Below are 16,410 nucleotides of genomic sequence, written 5' to 3' on the forward strand. Positions count from 1 at the left end.
GCTGTTTCCTCCGGGCGGCGAGGCGGCGCGCTGGGGTCGGTGTTGGCGCCGGGCTTTGGAGCGGAGGGCGTGGCGTCCGGTTGCCGTGCGGGGGTGCCGGGGTGCTCGGGAGCGAGGGGCCGGGTGGGGTCGTCGGCGCCGGGAGGGGTGTCGGCGGGGTCCTTCGGGGTGCCCGTGTCGTCGGCCATCGTGGCGTGCCTCTCGTCGCCGGTGGCGTCGGTGGAGGGGGCCGCAGGCCCGGTGTGGTGCTCGGCCGGCCTGTCGGTGCCGGATCGCGGCTGCCCGCTCCCGCCGCTCTCGTCCACGGTGTCCCCTCGTTCGAAGCGTCTCCCGCGCCTGCCGTGCGGGAGGTCTGGGGTCGATGGTATGCGGCCGTCGCGGCGCGTTCCGCCCCGGCACCCCCTGTGTTTCCCCGGGCGTCGCGGCTCCAGCGGGCGCGGCTGGGTCACTGTCAGTGGCGGGCCGTAAGGTCTGGGGGCATGGAGACGAGTACGGAGGGCACGGCTCAGGCCGCGGGCACGGAGGACGCGCAAGCGGGTCCGGGGGCTTCGGCCGAGGCGGCGACGACCGCGGTGGCAACGACCGCCGCGGACACGACCGTGGCAGGCACGGCGGGAGCGGAGACGGCCGCGGCGGGCGCGCCCGCGACCGTGGCCTCGCCCGTCGCGATAGCGCCGGCCAGCCTCTCGCCCTCGCGCGCGGGCGACTTCATGCAGTGTCCTCTGCTGTACCGGTTCCGGGTCATCGACCGGCTCCCGGAGAAGCCGAGCGAGGCGGCGACCCGCGGAACGCTGGTGCACGCGGTGCTGGAGCGGCTCTTCGACGCCCCGGCCGCCGAGCGGACCGCGCCGCGGGCCAAGTCCCTGATCCCCGCCCAGTGGGACCGGCTGCGGGAGAACCGGCCGGAGCTCGCGGAGCTGTTCGCGGACGATCCCGACGGCGAGCGGCTGGCCGGATGGCTGAGCGAGGCCGAGCGGCTCGTCGAGCGCTGGTTCGCGCTGGAGGACCCGACGCGGCTGGAGCCCGCCGAGCGGGAGCTGTTCGTGGAGGCCGAGCTGGACTCGGGGCTGACGCTGCGCGGGATCATCGACCGGGTGGACGTGGCGCCCACCGGTGAGGTGCGCATCGTCGACTACAAGACGGGCAAGGCGCCCCGGCCCGAGTACGCCGAGGGCGCGCTGTTCCAGATGAAGTTCTACGCCCTGGTGGTGTGGCGCCTGAAGAAGATCGTCCCGCGTCGGCTACAGCTGGTGTACCTCGGCAGCGGGGACGTGCTGACGTACGACCCCGTCCTCGCCGACCTGGAGCGCGTGGAGCGCAAGCTGCTCGCGCTGTGGGAGGCGATCCGGCTGGCGACGGAGACGGGCGACTGGCGGCCGCGGCCGACGAAGCTGTGCGGCTGGTGCGACCACCAGGCGCACTGCCCGGAGTTCGGCGGCACTCCCCCGCCGTACCCGCTGCCGGTGAGGGCGGTCGGGTCCGGTGACGTCCCGCAGGGCAGAATGGGGCCGGACTAGCGAAGGAGACTTACGTGGCCATCCGCGTCCTACTGGTCGACGACCAGCCGCTGCTGCGCACCGGGTTCCGGATGATCCTGGAGGCCGAGCAGGACATCGCGGTCGTCGGCGAGGCCGGAGACGGCCTCCAGGCTCTGGACCAGGTGCGGGCGCTGCAGCCCGACGTGGTCCTGATGGACATCCGGATGCCCCGGATGGACGGGGTGGAGGCGACCCGGCAGATCACCGGGCCCGGGCGGGACGGCCCGGCGAAGGTGCTGGTGCTGACCACCTTCGACCTGGACGAGTACGTGGTGGAGGCGCTGCGGGCGGGGGCCAGCGGCTTCCTCCTCAAGGACGCGCCGGCCAACGAACTGGTGCAGGCGATCCGGGTGGTGGCGGCCGGCGAGGCGATGCTGGCGCCGAGCATCACCCGGCGGCTGCTGGACAAGTACGCCACCCATCTGCCGTCCGGTGACGAGCCCGTGCCCGACACGCTGCACACGCTCACCGACCGCGAGGTGGAGGTGCTGAAGCTGGTGGCCCGGGGACTGTCGAACGCGGAGATCGCGGCGGATTTGTTCGTCAGCGAGACGACGGTGAAGACCCATGTGGGGCACGTGCTGACCAAGCTGGGCCTGCGCGACCGGGTGCAGGCGGCGGTGTACGCCTACGAGAGCGGCCTGGTGCGCCCCGGCGCGCAGTAGGTCCGCGGCACGGTCCGCCGCAGGGCCCACGACGGCGAAGGGCGCCCCTTGCGTGAAGGGGCGCCCTTTCTGCTCTCCTGCCGTGCGGGCCGGGTCAGTTGCCCACGCCGCGGCTGAGCTCCCACAGCTGCAGGGTGGAGGCCGAGTCGAGGGCGTACGCGGTGCCCGTGACGTCGTCGCCGGCGGCGACGTACTGCTTGCCCTGCCACAGCGGCAGGATCGGCACGTCGTCGGCGACGATGTCCTGGATCTCGGTGAGGCTGGAGGCCGCCGCGATCCGGTCCGCCTCCCGGCGGGACTCCGGGATGAGGTTGTTGATGATCGTGCTGTTGTGGTACGGCGAGTTGAGGAAGTTGTCCTTGTCGAGGAACGGCGCGACGAAGTTGTCGGCGTCCGGGAAGTCCGGGAACCAGCCCATGCCCCAGACGTCGTACTCGCCCTTGCGCTCGGCGGGGACGAACTTGTCCCAGATCGTGCCCTGGATGGTGACGTCGAACAGGCCGCTGTCGTTGAGCTGCTTCTGCAGGACCTCGAATTCCTTCTTGGTCGCCGAGCCGTAGTGGTCGGTGGTGTAGTGCAGGGTCAGCTTGACCGGGGTGTTGATGCCGGCCTTGGTCAGCAGGGACCTGGCCTTGGTGACGCTGGGGTCGCCGTACTTGTTGAAGAACGAGTTGGAGTGGCCGGTGATGCTCGCCGGGACCAGCGAGTACAGCGGCTCGGCCTGGGTGCCGTACACCTTGGAGACGAGCTCGCCGCGGTTGATGACCTGGGCCATGGCCTGGCGGACGGCCTTGTTCTTCACCGTCGGGGCGTTGGTGTTGAAGGCGAGGTAGCGGATCTCCAGGCCGGCCATCTCGACCAGGTCGGCCTTGCTGTCCTTGCCGGCGGACAGCGTCTGGATCTGCTCCGGCGACATCGTGCGGGTCATGACGTCGATGTCACCCTTGTCGAGGGCGGCGCCCATCGCCTCGGCGCTGTCGTAGGAGACGAGCTCGACCTTGGAGTTGTTGACCTTCAACGTCCCCTTGTAGTTGGGGTTCTTGGTGAAGGTGGCCTTGACGATCGCGTTGTTCTTGACCTCGGCCTGCATGGTGTACGGGCCGGAGCCGTTGACGTCGAACCCGTCGCGCAGCTTGTTCTTCTCGTAGTCGTCCGGGTCGATGATGCCGGCGACCGGGGTGGACAGCTTGTACGGGAAGGTGGCGTCGGCGGTCTTGAGGTGGAAGACGACCTCGTTGTCACCCTGTGTCTCGACGGTGTCGATGGTGTTCAGCAGGGCGGAGACGCCGGAGTCCGCGTCGATGGCGCGGGCGCGGTCGATGGAGTACTTCACGTCCTCCGCGGTGATCTTGCTGCCGTCGGCGAACTTCAGCCCGTCGCGCAGCTTGCAGGCGTAGCGCTCGTTGCCGGTGTCGGTGAACCCGCAGCTCTGCGCGGCCTCGGGCACGGGGTCGCCCTCGCCCTTGGGCACGATCATCAGCGTCTGCACGGTCTGGCGCAGGATGTTCCAGGTGCCGATGTCGTAGGCGTAGGCCGGGTCGATCGGCGCCGGAGCGGCCTTGGTGGCGGTGAACCGGTCCGTGGTGCCGACGACGATCGCGTCGCCACCGTCGCTCCCGCTGTCGGACCCGCCGCAGGCGGCGAGCACGGGCGCGAGCAGACCGACGACGGCCGGCAGCACCAAAGTCTTGCGGTTCATGCTCGAAGTTCTCCAGAGCTGTTCAGGTCCGTGTACCCGGCATGCAGGGGTGTCGCGGCGGATCACGGGGGTAGGGGTGATGTTCTCGCGACGAGATTAGTCCGCGCCCGCAGCAGGGTTGGCGGCTACCGGAGTTGAGCTCCCATCACGCAGCGAAACCGGTCGTGGACAGACCGAAAACCCGACCGGGGAAGGATTCGTGCAGGATTCCACCAATCGGGACACAAGGGCGCCGCAACGCCCGCCGAATCGGCGGAAACAGCACACGTCCTCCCGCCTGTCGACCCTCGTGCAAGTGGGGAACCTCACATTCCCAACAGCATGGAACAGAACCGGAATTCAGCCATCCGTGGTGGCCGGAATACGGGCTGACACCAGCGGCGCGTTTCCCGGACCGAAATGCCGGCCGGGAACGCCGTCAGGCTGCGATCAGGCCGCGCAGAAACGCCAGATCGACTTCTTCGAGAGAGCTCACCACGGTGCGGCGGGTGGCCGGGGCGATGGGGGCCACGGACGGCACGGCGACCACGTGGCAGCCGGCCGCCTCGGCCGCGGCGACACCGGTGGCGGTGTCCTCCACGACCGCGCATCTGGCCGGGTCCACGCCGAGCCCGGCGGCGGCGAGCAGATAGGGGTCGGGGTGCGGCTTGGTGCGCGGCACCTCGTCGCCGGCGACGGACAGGCCGAAGTGGTGGGCGCCGAGCGAGTCGAGCACACGGTCGATGATGCGCCGGTGGGAAGCCGAGACCAGCGCGGTCGGGACCTCGTAGGCGTGCAGCTCGCCCAGCAGCCGGGCGGCTCCCGGCATCAGCGGCAGGGCGCGCCCGATGCGCTCCTCGAAACCCTCGTTGAGCAGCACGGTGAGCTCGGCGAGGGTGATGTCGGCACCGGTGGCCTCGATCAGGAACCCCGCGCTGCGGGTCATGGGACCGCCGACCACGACATGGCGCCAGGAGTCGTCGAGGGTGTGCCCGAGGGAGGCGAAGACCTCGACCTCGACGTCCCACCAGAATCCCTCGGTGTCCACCAGGGTGCCGTCCATGTCGAGGAGCACGGCCTGCAGGGCTGAGCCGTCGGCCGTTCGGGTCTTGAGCGCGGGGACCGTCGTGGTCATCCTGGCGCACCTCCTTGAGGGACGATCAGGCCGGTTCCCGCTGGGGAACCGGCCTGCAGTGGACCGACCAGTGTACGTCGCCCGCGAGCGAAGCGCCTCGTTTGAACGGCGTGGTCCGGGGCACACCGTCACTACCGCCGGGGACGGCCCCGACGTGCGCCGATGTGCCCTCGGACGGGCCTTTTCACCGGGCGTTGAAGTACTTCGCCTCGGGGTGGTGGATCACGATGGCGTCCGTCGACTGCTCCGGGTGCAGCTGGAACTCCTCGGAGAGGTGGACGCCGATGCGCTCGGGCTGGAGCAGGTCGGCGATCTTGGCCCGGTCCTCCAGGTTCGGGCACGCTCCGTAGCCGAGCGAGAACCGCGCGCCCCGGTACTTCAGGGCGAACATGTCCTCCATCTCGCTCGGGTCCTCACCGGCGAAGCCCAGCTCCGAACGCACGCGCGCGTGCCAGTACTCGGCGAGCGCCTCGGCCAGCTGGACGGACAGTCCGTGCAGTTCGAGGTAGTCGCGGTAGGCGTTGGCCTCGAACAGCTTGGCGGTCTCCGCGCCGATCTTCGAGCCGACGGTGACGACCTGGAGGCCGACGACGTCGGTCTCGCCGGACTCCTCCGGGCGGAAGAAGTCGGCCAGGCACAGCCGGCGGCCGCGACGCTGGCGCGGGAAGGTGAAGCGGGTGCGCTCGTTGCCCTGGTCGTCCAAGATGATCAGGTCGTCGTCCTTGGACACGCACGGGAAGTAGCCGTAGACGACGGCCGCTTCGAGCAAGTTGTCGGTCTGGAGGCGGTCCAGCAGTCCGCGCAGGCGGGGCCGGCCCTCGGTCTCGACGAGCTCCTCGTACGACGGCCCCTCGCCGGTGCGGGCCTGCCGCAGACCCCACTGGCCCTTGAACAGCGCGCCCTCGTCGAGCCAGCCGGCGTACTCCTTGAGCTGGACGCCCTTGATGACACGGGTGCCCCAGAACGGCGGCGTGGGCACGGGGTTGTCGGTGGCGACGTCGGAGCGGACGTGCCCCTCCTCCGGGTGTTCCTCCACCTCGACGGGCGAAGTGGCCCGCACCCGGCGCTGCTTGAGCTCGGGCAGCTTCGCGCCGGGCACGCCCCGCTTGACGCCGATCAGCGCGTCCATCAGCCGCAGGCCCTCGAACGCGTCGCGGGCGTAGCGGACCTCGCCCTCGTACAGCTCGTGCAGGTCCTGCTCGACGTAGGCGCGGGTGAGGGCGGCGCCGCCGAGGATGACCGGGAACTTCGCCGCCAGGCCGCGCTGGTTGAGCTCCTCCAGGTTCTCCTTCATGATCACCGTGGACTTGACCAGGAGCCCGGACATGCCGATGACGTCCGCCTTGTGCTCCTCGGCCGCCTCCAGGATCGCGGAGACCGGCTGCTTGATGCCGAGGTTGACGACGTTGTAGCCGTTGTTGGACAGGATGATGTCGACGAGGTTCTTGCCGATGTCGTGGACGTCGCCGCGCACGGTGGCCAGGACGATGGTGCCCTTGCCCTCGGCGTCGGACTTCTCCATGTGCGGTTCGAGATAGGCGACCGCGGCCTTCATGACCTCGGCGGACTGGAGCACGAAGGGCAGCTGCATCTGGCCGGAGCCGAACAGCTCGCCGACGACCTTCATGCCGTCCAGGAGGGTGTCGTTGACGATGTCGAGGGCCGGGCGGTCCCGGAGGGCCTCGTCGAGGTCGGCCTCCAGGCCGTTGCGCTCGCCGTCGATGATGCGGCGCTTGAGGCGCTCCTCCAGCGGCAGGGCGGCCAGTTCCTCGGCCTTGCCGGCCTTCAGGGACTTGGCGGTGGCGCCCTCGAAGAGCTGCATGAGCTTCTGCAGGGGGTCGTAGCCCTCGCTGCGGCGGTCGTAGATGAGGTCGAGGGCGGTCTGCACCTGTTCCTCGTCGAAGCGGGCGATCGGCAGGATCTTGGAGGCGTGCACGATCGCCGAGTCCAGGCCCGCCTTGACGCACTCGTCGAGGAAGACGGAGTTGAGCAGGATGCGGGCGGCCGGGTTGAGGCCGAAGGAGATGTTGGACAGGCCCAGTGTGGTCTGCACGTCCGGGTGGCGGCGCTTGAGCTCGCGGATCGCCTCGATGGTGGCGAGGCCGTCCTTGCGGGACTCCTCCTGGCCGGTACAGATGGTGAAGGTCAGGGTGTCGATGAGGATGTCGGACTCGTGGATGCCCCAGTTCGTCGTCAGGTCCTCGATGAGCCGTTCGGCGATCTCGACCTTCTTCTCGGGGGTGCGGGCCTGGCCCTCCTCGTCGATGGTCAGCGCGATCAGCGCGGCGCCGTGCTCCTTGGCGAGCTTGGTGACGCGGGCGAAGCGGGACTCGGGGCCGGCGCCGTCCTCGTAGTTGACGGAGTTGATGACCGCGCGTCCGCCGAGCTTCTCCAGGCCGGCCTCGATGACGTCGACCTCGGTGGAGTCCAGCACGATCGGCAGGGTGGAGGCGGTGGCGAAGCGGCCGGCGAGCTCCCGCATGTCGGCGACGCCGTCGCGGCCGACGTAGTCCACGCAGAGGTCCAGCATGTGGGCGCCCTCGCGGATCTGCTCGCGGGCCATCTCCACGCAGTCGTCCCAGCGGCCCTCCAGCATGGCCTCGCGGAACTTCTTCGAGCCGTTGGCGTTGGTGCGCTCGCCGATCGCCAGGTAGGAGGTGTCCTGGCGGAAGGGGACGGTCTGGTAGAGGGAGGCGGCGCCCGGCTCGGGCTGCGGGTGGCGCTCGGCGGGCGCGAGGTCGCGCACGCGCTCGACGACCTGGCGCAGGTGCTCGGGGGTGGTGCCGCAGCAGCCGCCGACGAGGGAGAGGCCGTAGTCGCGGACGAAGTTCTCCTGGGCGTCGGCCAGACCCTCGGGGCCGAGCGGGAAGTGCGCGCCGTCCTTGGTGAGGATGGGCAGGCCCGCGTTCGGCATGCACAGCAGGGGGATGCGGGAGTGCCGGGTGAGGTAGCGCAGGTGCTCGCTCATCTCGGCCGGGCCGGTGGAGCAGTTCAGGCCGATCATGTCGATGCCGAGCGGCTCCAGCGCGGTCAGCGCGGCGCCGATCTCGGAGCCCAGGAGCATGGTGCCGGTGGTCTCGAAGGCCATGGAGACCAGCAGCGGGACCTCGACGCCGGTCGCCTCCATCGCGCGCCGGGCGCCCAGGACGGAGGCCTTCGTCTGGAGCAGGTCCTGGGTGGTCTCGACGATCAGGGCGTCCGCGCCGCCGGTGAGCAGGCCCTCGGCGTTGGCCTGGTAGCCGTCGCGGATGGTGGTGTAGTCGATGTGGCCGAGGGTGGGCAGCTTGGTGCCGGGGCCGACGGAGCCGAGCACCCAGCGCTGGCGCCCGTCGCGGGCGGTGTACTCGTCGGCGGCCTCGCGGGCGATACGGGCGCCGGCCTCGGACAGCTCGTGCACCCGGTCGGCGATGTCGTACTCCGCCATGGCGGTGTGGTTGGCCCCGAAGGTGTTGGTCTCGACGCAGTCGACGCCCACCGCGAAGTACGCGTCGTGGACGGAGCGGACGATGTCGGGGCGGGTGAGGTTCAGGATCTCGTTGCAGCCTTCGAGGTTCTCGAAGTCCTCCAGCGTGGGGTCCTGGGCCTGGAGCATGGTGCCCATCGCTCCGTCGGCGACCACCACACGGGTGGCGAGCGCGTCTTTGAGGGCGGACGCACGGGTCCTGCTGTCGGCGGAAGGGGACGTCGGCGACGAGGCCATGTAAGGGGCTCCCTTGAGGTGCGACGGCTGTCGGCTTTGCGCGGCCCGTGGAACGCTCCGCGGTGGGCGCACCTCGCCAGGGTAACCGGGTCGGTGGGCCGATGGTCAGGCCGTCCACGACGCGGACGAGGATGACGTGCGGTTCGCCTGCGGGATACGAGTGACGCAACAGGAATCGACCGACCATTAGCGGGAGGTCGGCATGGACCGGTAGTGTTCGGCATTGCCGAACAGTGGCAGCGGCGCCGTAACTCGGCTGTCGATGGGGACGGAGGCAGGACGGCGATGGCACGGAACATCCAGTCGCTCGAACGGGCGGCCGCGATGCTGCGGCTCCTCGCGGGCGGCGAGCGACGGCTCGGCCTGTCGGACATCGCCTCGTCGCTGGGCCTCGCCAAGGGCACCGCCCACGGCATCCTGCGCACCCTCCAGCAGGAGGGCTTCGTCGAACAGGACGAGGCCTCCGGGCGCTACCAGCTGGGCGCGGAGCTGCTGCGCCTGGGCACCACCTACCTGGACGTGCACGAGCTGCGGGCGCGCGCCCTGGTGTGGACCGACGACCTGGCCCGCTCCAGCGGCGAGAGCGTCTACCTGGGCGTCCTGCACCAGCAGGGCGTGCTGATCGTGCACCACGTCTTCCGGCCCGACGACAGCCGGCAGGTGCTGGAGATCGGCGCCATGCAGCCGCTGCACTCCACGGCGCTGGGCAAGGTGCTGTCGGCGTACGACCCGGTGGCGCACAGCGAGGTGATCGAGGCCGACCGCAAGCCCTTCACCGAGCGCACGGTGTGCGACCTGGAGGACGTCGAGCACATCCTCGACATCACGCGCGCGCGGGGCTACGCGGCCGACGTGGAGGAGACCTGGGAGGGCGTGGCGTCGGTCGCCGCGCCCGTGCACGACCGGCGGCGGATGCCGGTGGGCGCGGTCGGCATCACCGGGGCCGTGGAGCGGCTGTGCCGCGACGGCGAGCTGCGGCCGGAGCTGATCGCGGCGGTGCGGGACTGCGCCCGCGCGGTGTCGCGGGATCTGGGCGCCGGGCGGTTCTGAGCAGGACGCGAGGGACGACCGGGACGTCGGGCGACGTTCCGGTCATCGACGTACCCTGACGAAGCCGACAAACCCCCCGGGCGGCACGGACCGTGCCCATGACCGCGCAGCACGCGTCCGACCAGGAAGATCGACAACTCACAGCGATCAATAACGATCGTAATTTCGACAACAGAACTCTTGACGTGCGTGTTACGCCGCGGCGAGACTCCCGTCCATCGGTCGGCATTGTCGAACACCTACCGGCAATACGCGCTAGAGTGTGACAACGCCAAGGGCCGGCAACGCTCTCACCCCTGAGGGCGCCGGAACCCCCGGCAGGGACCCGGGGTTCGGCTTCCCTGGACGAAGGACAAAGGAGTCGCGGGTGTCCAGCTCCGACATCTTCATCGGCGAGACCATCGGTACCGCCATACTCATCCTGCTCGGCGGTGGCGTCTGCGCCGCCGTCACGCTGAAGGCCTCCAAGGCCCGCAACGCCGGCTGGCTCGCCATCACCTTCGGGTGGGGCTTCGCAGTGCTCACGGCGGTCTACACCTCGGCGCCGCTGTCCGGCGCCCATCTGAACCCGGCCGTCACCCTCGCGCTCGCGATCAAGAACGACGACTGGAGCGACGTCCCGGTCTACTGGGGCGGACAGCTCCTCGGCGCCGCGATCGGCGCGGCCCTGGTCTGGGTCGCCTACTACGGCCAGTTCCACGCGCACCTCACCGACAAGGAGATCGTCGGCGGTCCCGGTGCGCAGGCCACCAAGGTCAAAGCCGTCGAGGCCCAGGAGACGGGCGCCGGCCCGGTGCTGGGCATCTTCTCCACCGGCCCGGAGATCCGGGTCGCCTGGCAGAACCTCGCGACGGAGATCATCGGCACCATCGTGCTGGTGCTCGCCGTCCTGACGCAGGGTCTCAACGACAGCGGCAAGGGGCTCGGCACCCTGGGCGCGCTGATCACCGCGCTGGTGGTCGTCTCGATCGGTCTGTCCCTCGGCGGTCCGACCGGCTACGCCATCAACCCGGCCCGTGACCTCGGCCCGCGTATCGTCCACGCCCTGCTGCCGCTGCCCAACAAGGGCGGTTCCGACTGGGGCTACGCCTGGATCCCGGTGGTGGGTCCGCTGATCGGCGGCGCCATCGCCGCAGGCATCTACAACGTCGCATTCGCTTAAAAGAGCGAATCTCCCGATTCGCGAAACTCACAGCACGCGCCGTACGTAAAGCCCCATAACCACGGAATCTCCAGGAGCACACAGTGACCGACGCGCACACCGCCGGCCCCTTCATCGCCGCGATCGACCAGGGCACGACCTCTTCCCGCTGCATCGTCTTCGACCGGGACGGCCGCATCGTCTCCGTCGACCAGAAGGAGCACGAGCAGATCTTCCCCAAGCCGGGCTGGGTCGAGCACGACGCCACCGAGATCTGGACCAACGTCCAGGAGGTCGTCGCCGGCGCCATCGCGAAGGCCGGCATCACCCGCGACGACATCAAGGCCATCGGCATCACCAACCAGCGCGAGACGACCGTGCTGTGGGACAAGAACACCGGTGAGCCCGTCCACAACGCCATCGTCTGGCAGGACACCCGCACCGACGCCCTGTGCAGGGAGCTCGGGCGCAACGTCGGCCAGGACCGCTTCCGCCGCGAGACCGGCCTCCCGCTGGCCTCCTACTTCGCCGGACCCAAGGCCCGCTGGCTGCTCGACAACGTCGAGGGCCTCAAGGAGCGCGCCGAGGCGGGCGACATCCTCTTCGGCACCATGGACACCTGGGTCATCTGGAACCTGACCGGTGGCACGAACGGCGGCAAGCACGTCACGGACGTCACCAACGCCTCCCGCACCCTGCTGATGAACCTCCACACCATGGAGTGGGACGACAAGATCTGCGAGTCGATCGGCGTCCCGAAGCAGATCCTGCCCGAGATCCGCTCCTCCGCCGAGGTCTACGGCGAGATCACCGGCGGCAAGCTGGGCGAGCTGCTCGGCGGCATCCCGGTCGCCTCCGCGCTCGGCGACCAGCAGGCGGCCCTGTTCGGCCAGACCTGCTTCTCCGAGGGCGAGACCAAGTCGACCTACGGCACCGGCACCTTCATGGTGATGAACACCGGCGACAAGATCATCAACTCGTACGCCGGTCTGCTCACCACCGTCGGCTACAAGATCGGCGACCAGAAGACGGTCTACGCCCTGGAGGGCTCGATCGCCGTCACCGGCTCCCTGGTGCAGTGGATGCGCGACCAGATGGGCCTGATCTCCACCGCCGCCGAGATCGAGACGCTCGCGCTGTCGGTGGAGGACAACGGCGGCGCCTACTTCGTGCCGGCCTTCTCCGGCCTGTTCGCCCCGCACTGGCGCTCCGACGCCCGCGGCGTGATCGCCGGCCTGACCCGGTACGTCACCAAGGCCCACCTCGCGCGCGCCGTCCTGGAGGCCACCGCCTGGCAGACCCGGGAGATCGCCGACGCCATGGTCAAGGACTCCGGCGTCGAGCTGGTCACCCTCAAGGTGGACGGCGGCATGACCGCCAACAACCTGCTGATGCAGACCCTCTCGGACGTCCTGGACGCCCCCGTGGTGCGCCCGATGGTCGCCGAGACCACCTGCCTCGGCGCCGCCTACGCCGCCGGCCTCGCCGTCGGCTTCTGGAACAGCACCGACGACCTGCGTGCCAACTGGCGCCGGGCCGCCGAGTGGACCCCCCGCATGGACGCGGAGACCCGCGACCGTGAGTACAAGAACTGGCTCAAGGCCGTCGAGCGGACCATGGGCTGGCTCGAGGACGAGGAGTAAGAACCCGACATGACCACTCAGTCCACCCTCCAGTCCGTGCCCGCCCTCGGCACGCGCCCGGCCTTCGGCGCAGCCCCGAGCCGCGCCGAGACCCGCGAGCAGCTCGCCAAGGCGTCGTACGACCTTCTCGTGATCGGCGGCGGCATCCTGGGCATCTCCACCGCCTGGCACGCCGCGCAGTCCGGCCTGAGGGTGGCTCTGGTCGACGCCGGCGACTTCGCCGGCGCGACCTCCTCCGCCTCCTCCAAGCTGCTCCACGGCGGTCTGCGCTACCTGCAGACCGGCGCGGTGAAGCTGGTGGCGGAGAACCACTTCGAGCGCCGTGCGGTCTCCCGCCAGGTGGCCCCCCACCTGGCGAACCCGCTCACCTTCTACCTCCCCGTGTACAAGGGCGGGCCGCACGGCGCCGCGAAGCTCGGGGCGGGCGTCTTCGCCTACTCCGCGCTCTCCGCGTTCGGTGACGGCGTCGGCCACCTGCTGTCCCCCGCCCGGGCGGCGCAGGACGTGCCGGAGCTGCGCACCGAGAACCTCAAGGCCGTCGCCGTCTACGGCGACGACCAGATGAACGACGCCCGCATGGCGCTGATGACGGTCCGCGCGGCCGTCGAGGCGGGTGCGGTCGTGCTCAACCACGCCGAGGTGACCGGGCTGCGCTTCACCCGGGGCCGGGTGACCGGCGCCGAGCTGCGCGACCGCCTCTCGGGCGACGAGTTCGGCGTCGACGCCCGGCTGGTGCTCAACGCGACCGGCCCCTGGGTCGACCACCTGCGCAAGATGGAGGACCCCAATGCGGCGCCGTCGATCCGTCTGTCGAAGGGCGCGCATCTGGTCCTGAAGCGGACCTCCCCGTGGAAGGCGGCCCTGGCCACCCCCATCGACAAGTACCGCATCACCTTCGCCCTCCCCTGGGAGGACATGCTCCTGCTCGGCACGACCGACGAGGAGTTCGAGGGCGACCCGGCGGAGGTCGCGGTCACCGAGAAGGACATAGCCCAGATCCTGGACGAGGCCGCGTTCTCGGTCCGGGACCAGCAGCTCTCCCGTGACCTGATCACGTACTCCTTCGCGGGCCTGCGCGTGCTGCCGGGCGGCCCCGGCGACACGGCCAAGGCCAAGCGCGAGACGGTCGTCACCGAGGGCCGGGGCGGCATGCTGTCCGTGGCGGGCGGCAAGTGGACGACCTTCCGGCACATCGGCCGTACGGTGATGAAGAAGCTGGAGTCGCTGCCGGGCGCCCCGCTGGGCGAGGACTTCGAGCCGATCTCGTCGCTGCCGAAGAAGCTGCCGCTGCCCGGTGTCGCCAACCCGCGCGCGGTCGCGCACCGGCTGCTGGTCGACAACCCGGCGCCGGGGCCGCGGATGGCCGCCGACACGGCGAAGCACCTCGCCACGCACTACGGTTCGCTGGCCTTCGACATCGCCCGGCTGGCCAACGAGAACCCGGAGCTGGGCGAGCGGGTGCACCCGGACGCGCCGGAGATCTGGGCCCAGGTCGTCTACGCGCGGGACAACGAGTGGGCCGAGACGCCGGACGACGTGCTGCGCCGCCGCACGACGCTGACGATCCGCGGTCTGGCCACGGACGAGGTCCGCGCGAAGGTCCAGGACCTGCTCGACAAGAAGTGACCCGCCCCGGCAGGAAGTCACCCGCCTCGGCAAAGGTGACCCGCCCCGACGAGAAGTGCTCGGCGGCACCGCGGTCTTCGTGCCGGCTCCTTCCCTGACCAGGGCCGGCGCGACCGGGGAACGGCTCCTCCTCCCCTAGGGGGCCGGCTCCGTGCGGGAGGGGCGGCTCCACGCCGACGGAGCCGCCCCTCCCGTCTGCCCGTTCTCCGCCACAGCGGCCTGAGCGGGCGGAACAGGCCTCATAATGTGCCCAGACATCCGATGTCTGAACAGCATGTCTGAACAGCAGGGAGGCCGGTCATGGCAGTCACCGACGAGGCGATCGAGAAGATCAAGGGCATGATCGTCTCCGGCGCGCTGCGCCCGGGAGACCGGCTGCCCAAGGAGAGCGAGCTGGCCGCCGAGCTGGGCCTGTCGCGCAACTCCCTGCGGGAGGCCGTACGCGCCCTGTCGCTGATCCGCATCCTGGACGTGCGCCAGGGCGACGGCACCTACGTCACCAGCCTCGATCCGCAGCTGCTGCTGGAGGCGCTGAGCTTCGTCGTCGACTTCCACCGCGACGACACGGTGCTGGAGTTCCTGGCGGTGCGCCGCATTCTGGAGCCCGCTGCCACCGCGATGGCGGCCTCACGCATCAGCGAGCAGCAACTGGACGCGCTGTCGGCCCAGTTGGACAAGCTCGGTGACGAACCGTCGGTGGAGGAACTGGTCGCCTGCGACCTCGACTTCCACCGGGGCATCGTGCAGAGCTCCGGCAACTCCGTGCTGTGCTCGCTCCTCGACGGCCTGTCAGGGCCGACCACCCGGGCCCGCATCTGGCGCGGTCTGACCCAGGAGGACGCGGTCAGCCGCACCCTGCACGAGCACCGCGCGATCCTCTCCGCCCTGCGCGACCGGGACGCGGAGGCGGCCCGCTCGTGGGCGACCGTGCACATCGCGAGCGTGGAGCAGTGGCTGCGCAGCACCCTGTGAGGGGGACGGGCCACAGTCGGGCGGTGATCGGACCTGGTCGGACCTCTCCTGGGCGTTCCGTCCGGAAAAGTCCGGTCGGCCGGGGGGTGTTCCGGGGTGGCGATCGGGGCAGTGATGCGTTCACTCCCCCGTGCAAGGGGGCTGCGGGCGCCCCCGCCGGACGCCGTAAGGTTGGGTGGTCAAGCGAGGGCACGTCGGAAGGAGGCGCTGGGTGATCGAGCTGGAGGGAGTTCCCGAGCTGATCGACCCAGTCATGGTGGCCGCGTTCGAGGGCTGGAACGATGCCGGCGACGCCGCCTCCACCGCGGTCGCGCATCTGGACAGGGAGTGGAAGGGCGAGGTGTTCGCGGCGCTGGACGCCGAGGACTACTACGACTTCCAGGTGAACCGCCCCACGGTGTGGATGGACGCGGGAGTGCGCAAGATCACCTGGCCCACGACCCGCCTGTCGGTGGTCCGGGTCGGCGGTGAGAAGCCGCGCGATCTCGTCCTCGTCCGAGGCATCGAACCGTCGATGCGGTGGCGCTCGTTCTGCAACGAACTGCTCGGCTTCGCCCACGAGCTGGGCGTGGAGCTGGTGGTCATCCTGGGCGCCCTGCTCGGCGACACCCCGCACACCCGTCCGGTGCCGATCAGCGGGACCACGTCCGATCCGGACCTGGCCCGCCGGATGGACCTGGAGGAGACCAAGTACGAGGGCCCCACCGGCATCGTCGGCGTCCTGCAGGAGGCGTGCACGCACGCGGGCGTGCCGGCGGTCAGCCTCTGGGCGGCCGTACCGCACTACGTGTCGCAGCCGCCGAACCCGAAGGCGACGCTGGCCCTGCTCAACCGCCTGGAGGACCTGATCGACGTGCGCATCCCGCTGGGCGAGCTGCCCGAGGACGCGCGCGCCTGGCAGGTGGGGGTGGACCAGCTGGCCGCCGAGGACAGCGAGGTCGCCGAGTACGTGCAGACGCTGGAGGAGGCCCGGGACACCGCGGAGCTGCCGGAGGCGTCGGGCGAGGCGATCGCCCGCGAGTTCGAGCGCTACCTGCGGCGCCGGGACGGCTCCGGTCCGGCCGGTTCCGGCGGGCACGCGACGGCGGACGGCGGCGACGGCTCGTCGTATCTGCGGGACAACCCCGGCGGCCGTACGAAACCGTCGAAGCCGGCGAAGCCGGAGACGGAAGCCGACACGGAAGCGGACGACGAGGACTCCTCCGAGGAGTGAGGAGCAGGAAGCCGGCGAGGGGGGGGGGCCCCCGGGGGGCCCCCCCCCC

General features: G+C 70.5%; 11 protein-coding genes. 8 read left to right on the forward strand and 3 right to left on the reverse strand.

Annotated elements, in window-relative coordinates; all coding sequences use genetic code 11:
* Positions 1 to 479: 479 nt before the first annotated feature.
* Both ACYF6T_RS25730 and ACYF6T_RS25735 read left to right on the forward strand, forming a co-directional pair.
* The gene (locus tag ACYF6T_RS25730; protein ID WP_461699280.1) at positions 480 to 1,517 is read left to right on the forward strand and encodes a RecB family exonuclease; all 1,038 of its coding nucleotides are present in this window, start codon (positions 480 to 482) and stop codon (positions 1,515 to 1,517) included.
* Positions 1,518 to 1,531: 14 nt separating this feature from the next.
* Positions 1,532 to 2,203, forward strand: coding sequence for a response regulator (locus ACYF6T_RS25735; protein ID WP_020141342.1), 672 nt, complete (start codon positions 1,532 to 1,534; stop codon positions 2,201 to 2,203).
* A 94-nt stretch (positions 2,204 to 2,297) separates the two neighbouring features.
* Here the strand turns inward: ACYF6T_RS25735 and ACYF6T_RS25740 are convergent, their stop codons facing one another.
* From ACYF6T_RS25740 to metH, 3 genes are all read right to left on the reverse strand, one after another.
* Positions 2,298 to 3,902: an ABC transporter substrate-binding protein gene (locus tag ACYF6T_RS25740; RefSeq protein WP_461699281.1), complete on the reverse strand. Its 1,605-nt coding sequence runs from the start codon at positions 3,900 to 3,902 to the stop codon at positions 2,298 to 2,300.
* 418 nt (positions 3,903 to 4,320) lie between these two features.
* A complete protein-coding gene (locus tag ACYF6T_RS25745; protein ID WP_461699282.1) occupies positions 4,321 to 5,016 on the reverse strand; it encodes an HAD family hydrolase in 696 nt (231 codons plus the stop codon).
* A gap of 184 nt (positions 5,017 to 5,200) precedes the next feature.
* Positions 5,201 to 8,716, reverse strand: a complete 3,516-nt coding sequence (gene metH / locus ACYF6T_RS25750; RefSeq protein WP_461699283.1) for a methionine synthase — start codon at positions 8,714 to 8,716, stop codon at positions 5,201 to 5,203.
* A gap of 285 nt (positions 8,717 to 9,001) precedes the next feature.
* On the opposite strand from metH, the gene ACYF6T_RS25755 reads away from it, so the two are divergent.
* The 6 genes from ACYF6T_RS25755 (at position 9,002) to ACYF6T_RS25780 (ending at position 16,361) form a co-directional block, all read left to right on the forward strand.
* On the forward strand, positions 9,002 to 9,766 hold the full coding sequence (locus ACYF6T_RS25755) for an IclR family transcriptional regulator (RefSeq protein WP_461699284.1): 765 nt from the start codon (positions 9,002 to 9,004) through the stop codon (positions 9,764 to 9,766).
* A gap of 367 nt (positions 9,767 to 10,133) precedes the next feature.
* Entirely contained in the window at positions 10,134 to 10,928 is a 795-nt protein-coding gene (locus tag ACYF6T_RS25760; protein ID WP_461699285.1) for an MIP/aquaporin family protein, read from the forward strand.
* A gap of 83 nt (positions 10,929 to 11,011) precedes the next feature.
* A complete protein-coding gene (gene glpK, locus ACYF6T_RS25765; protein ID WP_461699286.1) occupies positions 11,012 to 12,550 on the forward strand; it encodes a glycerol kinase GlpK in 1,539 nt (512 codons plus the stop codon).
* Between the two features lie 9 nt (positions 12,551 to 12,559).
* Positions 12,560 to 14,176, forward strand: a complete 1,617-nt coding sequence (locus tag ACYF6T_RS25770; protein ID WP_461699287.1) for a glycerol-3-phosphate dehydrogenase/oxidase — start codon at positions 12,560 to 12,562, stop codon at positions 14,174 to 14,176.
* A gap of 300 nt (positions 14,177 to 14,476) precedes the next feature.
* Positions 14,477 to 15,148, forward strand: coding sequence for a FadR/GntR family transcriptional regulator (locus tag ACYF6T_RS25775; RefSeq protein ID WP_461699288.1), 672 nt, complete (start codon positions 14,477 to 14,479; stop codon positions 15,146 to 15,148).
* Between the two features lie 211 nt (positions 15,149 to 15,359).
* A complete protein-coding gene (locus ACYF6T_RS25780) occupies positions 15,360 to 16,361 on the forward strand; it encodes a PAC2 family protein (protein WP_461699289.1) in 1,002 nt (333 codons plus the stop codon).
* Positions 16,362 to 16,410: the final 49 nt, after the last annotated feature.

This window comes from Streptomyces sp. 7R007, from assembly GCF_054850255.1.

Coding starts and splice junctions, on each gene's coding strand:
- ACYF6T_RS25775 (WP_461699288.1), top strand. CDS start 14,477: ATGGCAGTCACCGACGAGGCGATCGAGAAGATCAAGGGCATGATCGTC.
- ACYF6T_RS25770 (WP_461699287.1), top strand. CDS start 12,560: ATGACCACTCAGTCCACCCTCCAGTCCGTGCCCGCCCTCGGCACGCGC.
- ACYF6T_RS25730 (WP_461699280.1), top strand. CDS start 480: ATGGAGACGAGTACGGAGGGCACGGCTCAGGCCGCGGGCACGGAGGAC.
- ACYF6T_RS25755 (WP_461699284.1), top strand. CDS start 9,002: ATGGCACGGAACATCCAGTCGCTCGAACGGGCGGCCGCGATGCTGCGG.
- metH (WP_461699283.1), bottom strand. CDS start 8,716: ATGGCCTCGTCGCCGACGTCCCCTTCCGCCGACAGCAGGACCCGTGCG.
- ACYF6T_RS25740 (WP_461699281.1), bottom strand. CDS start 3,902: ATGAACCGCAAGACTTTGGTGCTGCCGGCCGTCGTCGGTCTGCTCGCG.
- ACYF6T_RS25745 (WP_461699282.1), bottom strand. CDS start 5,016: ATGACCACGACGGTCCCCGCGCTCAAGACCCGAACGGCCGACGGCTCA.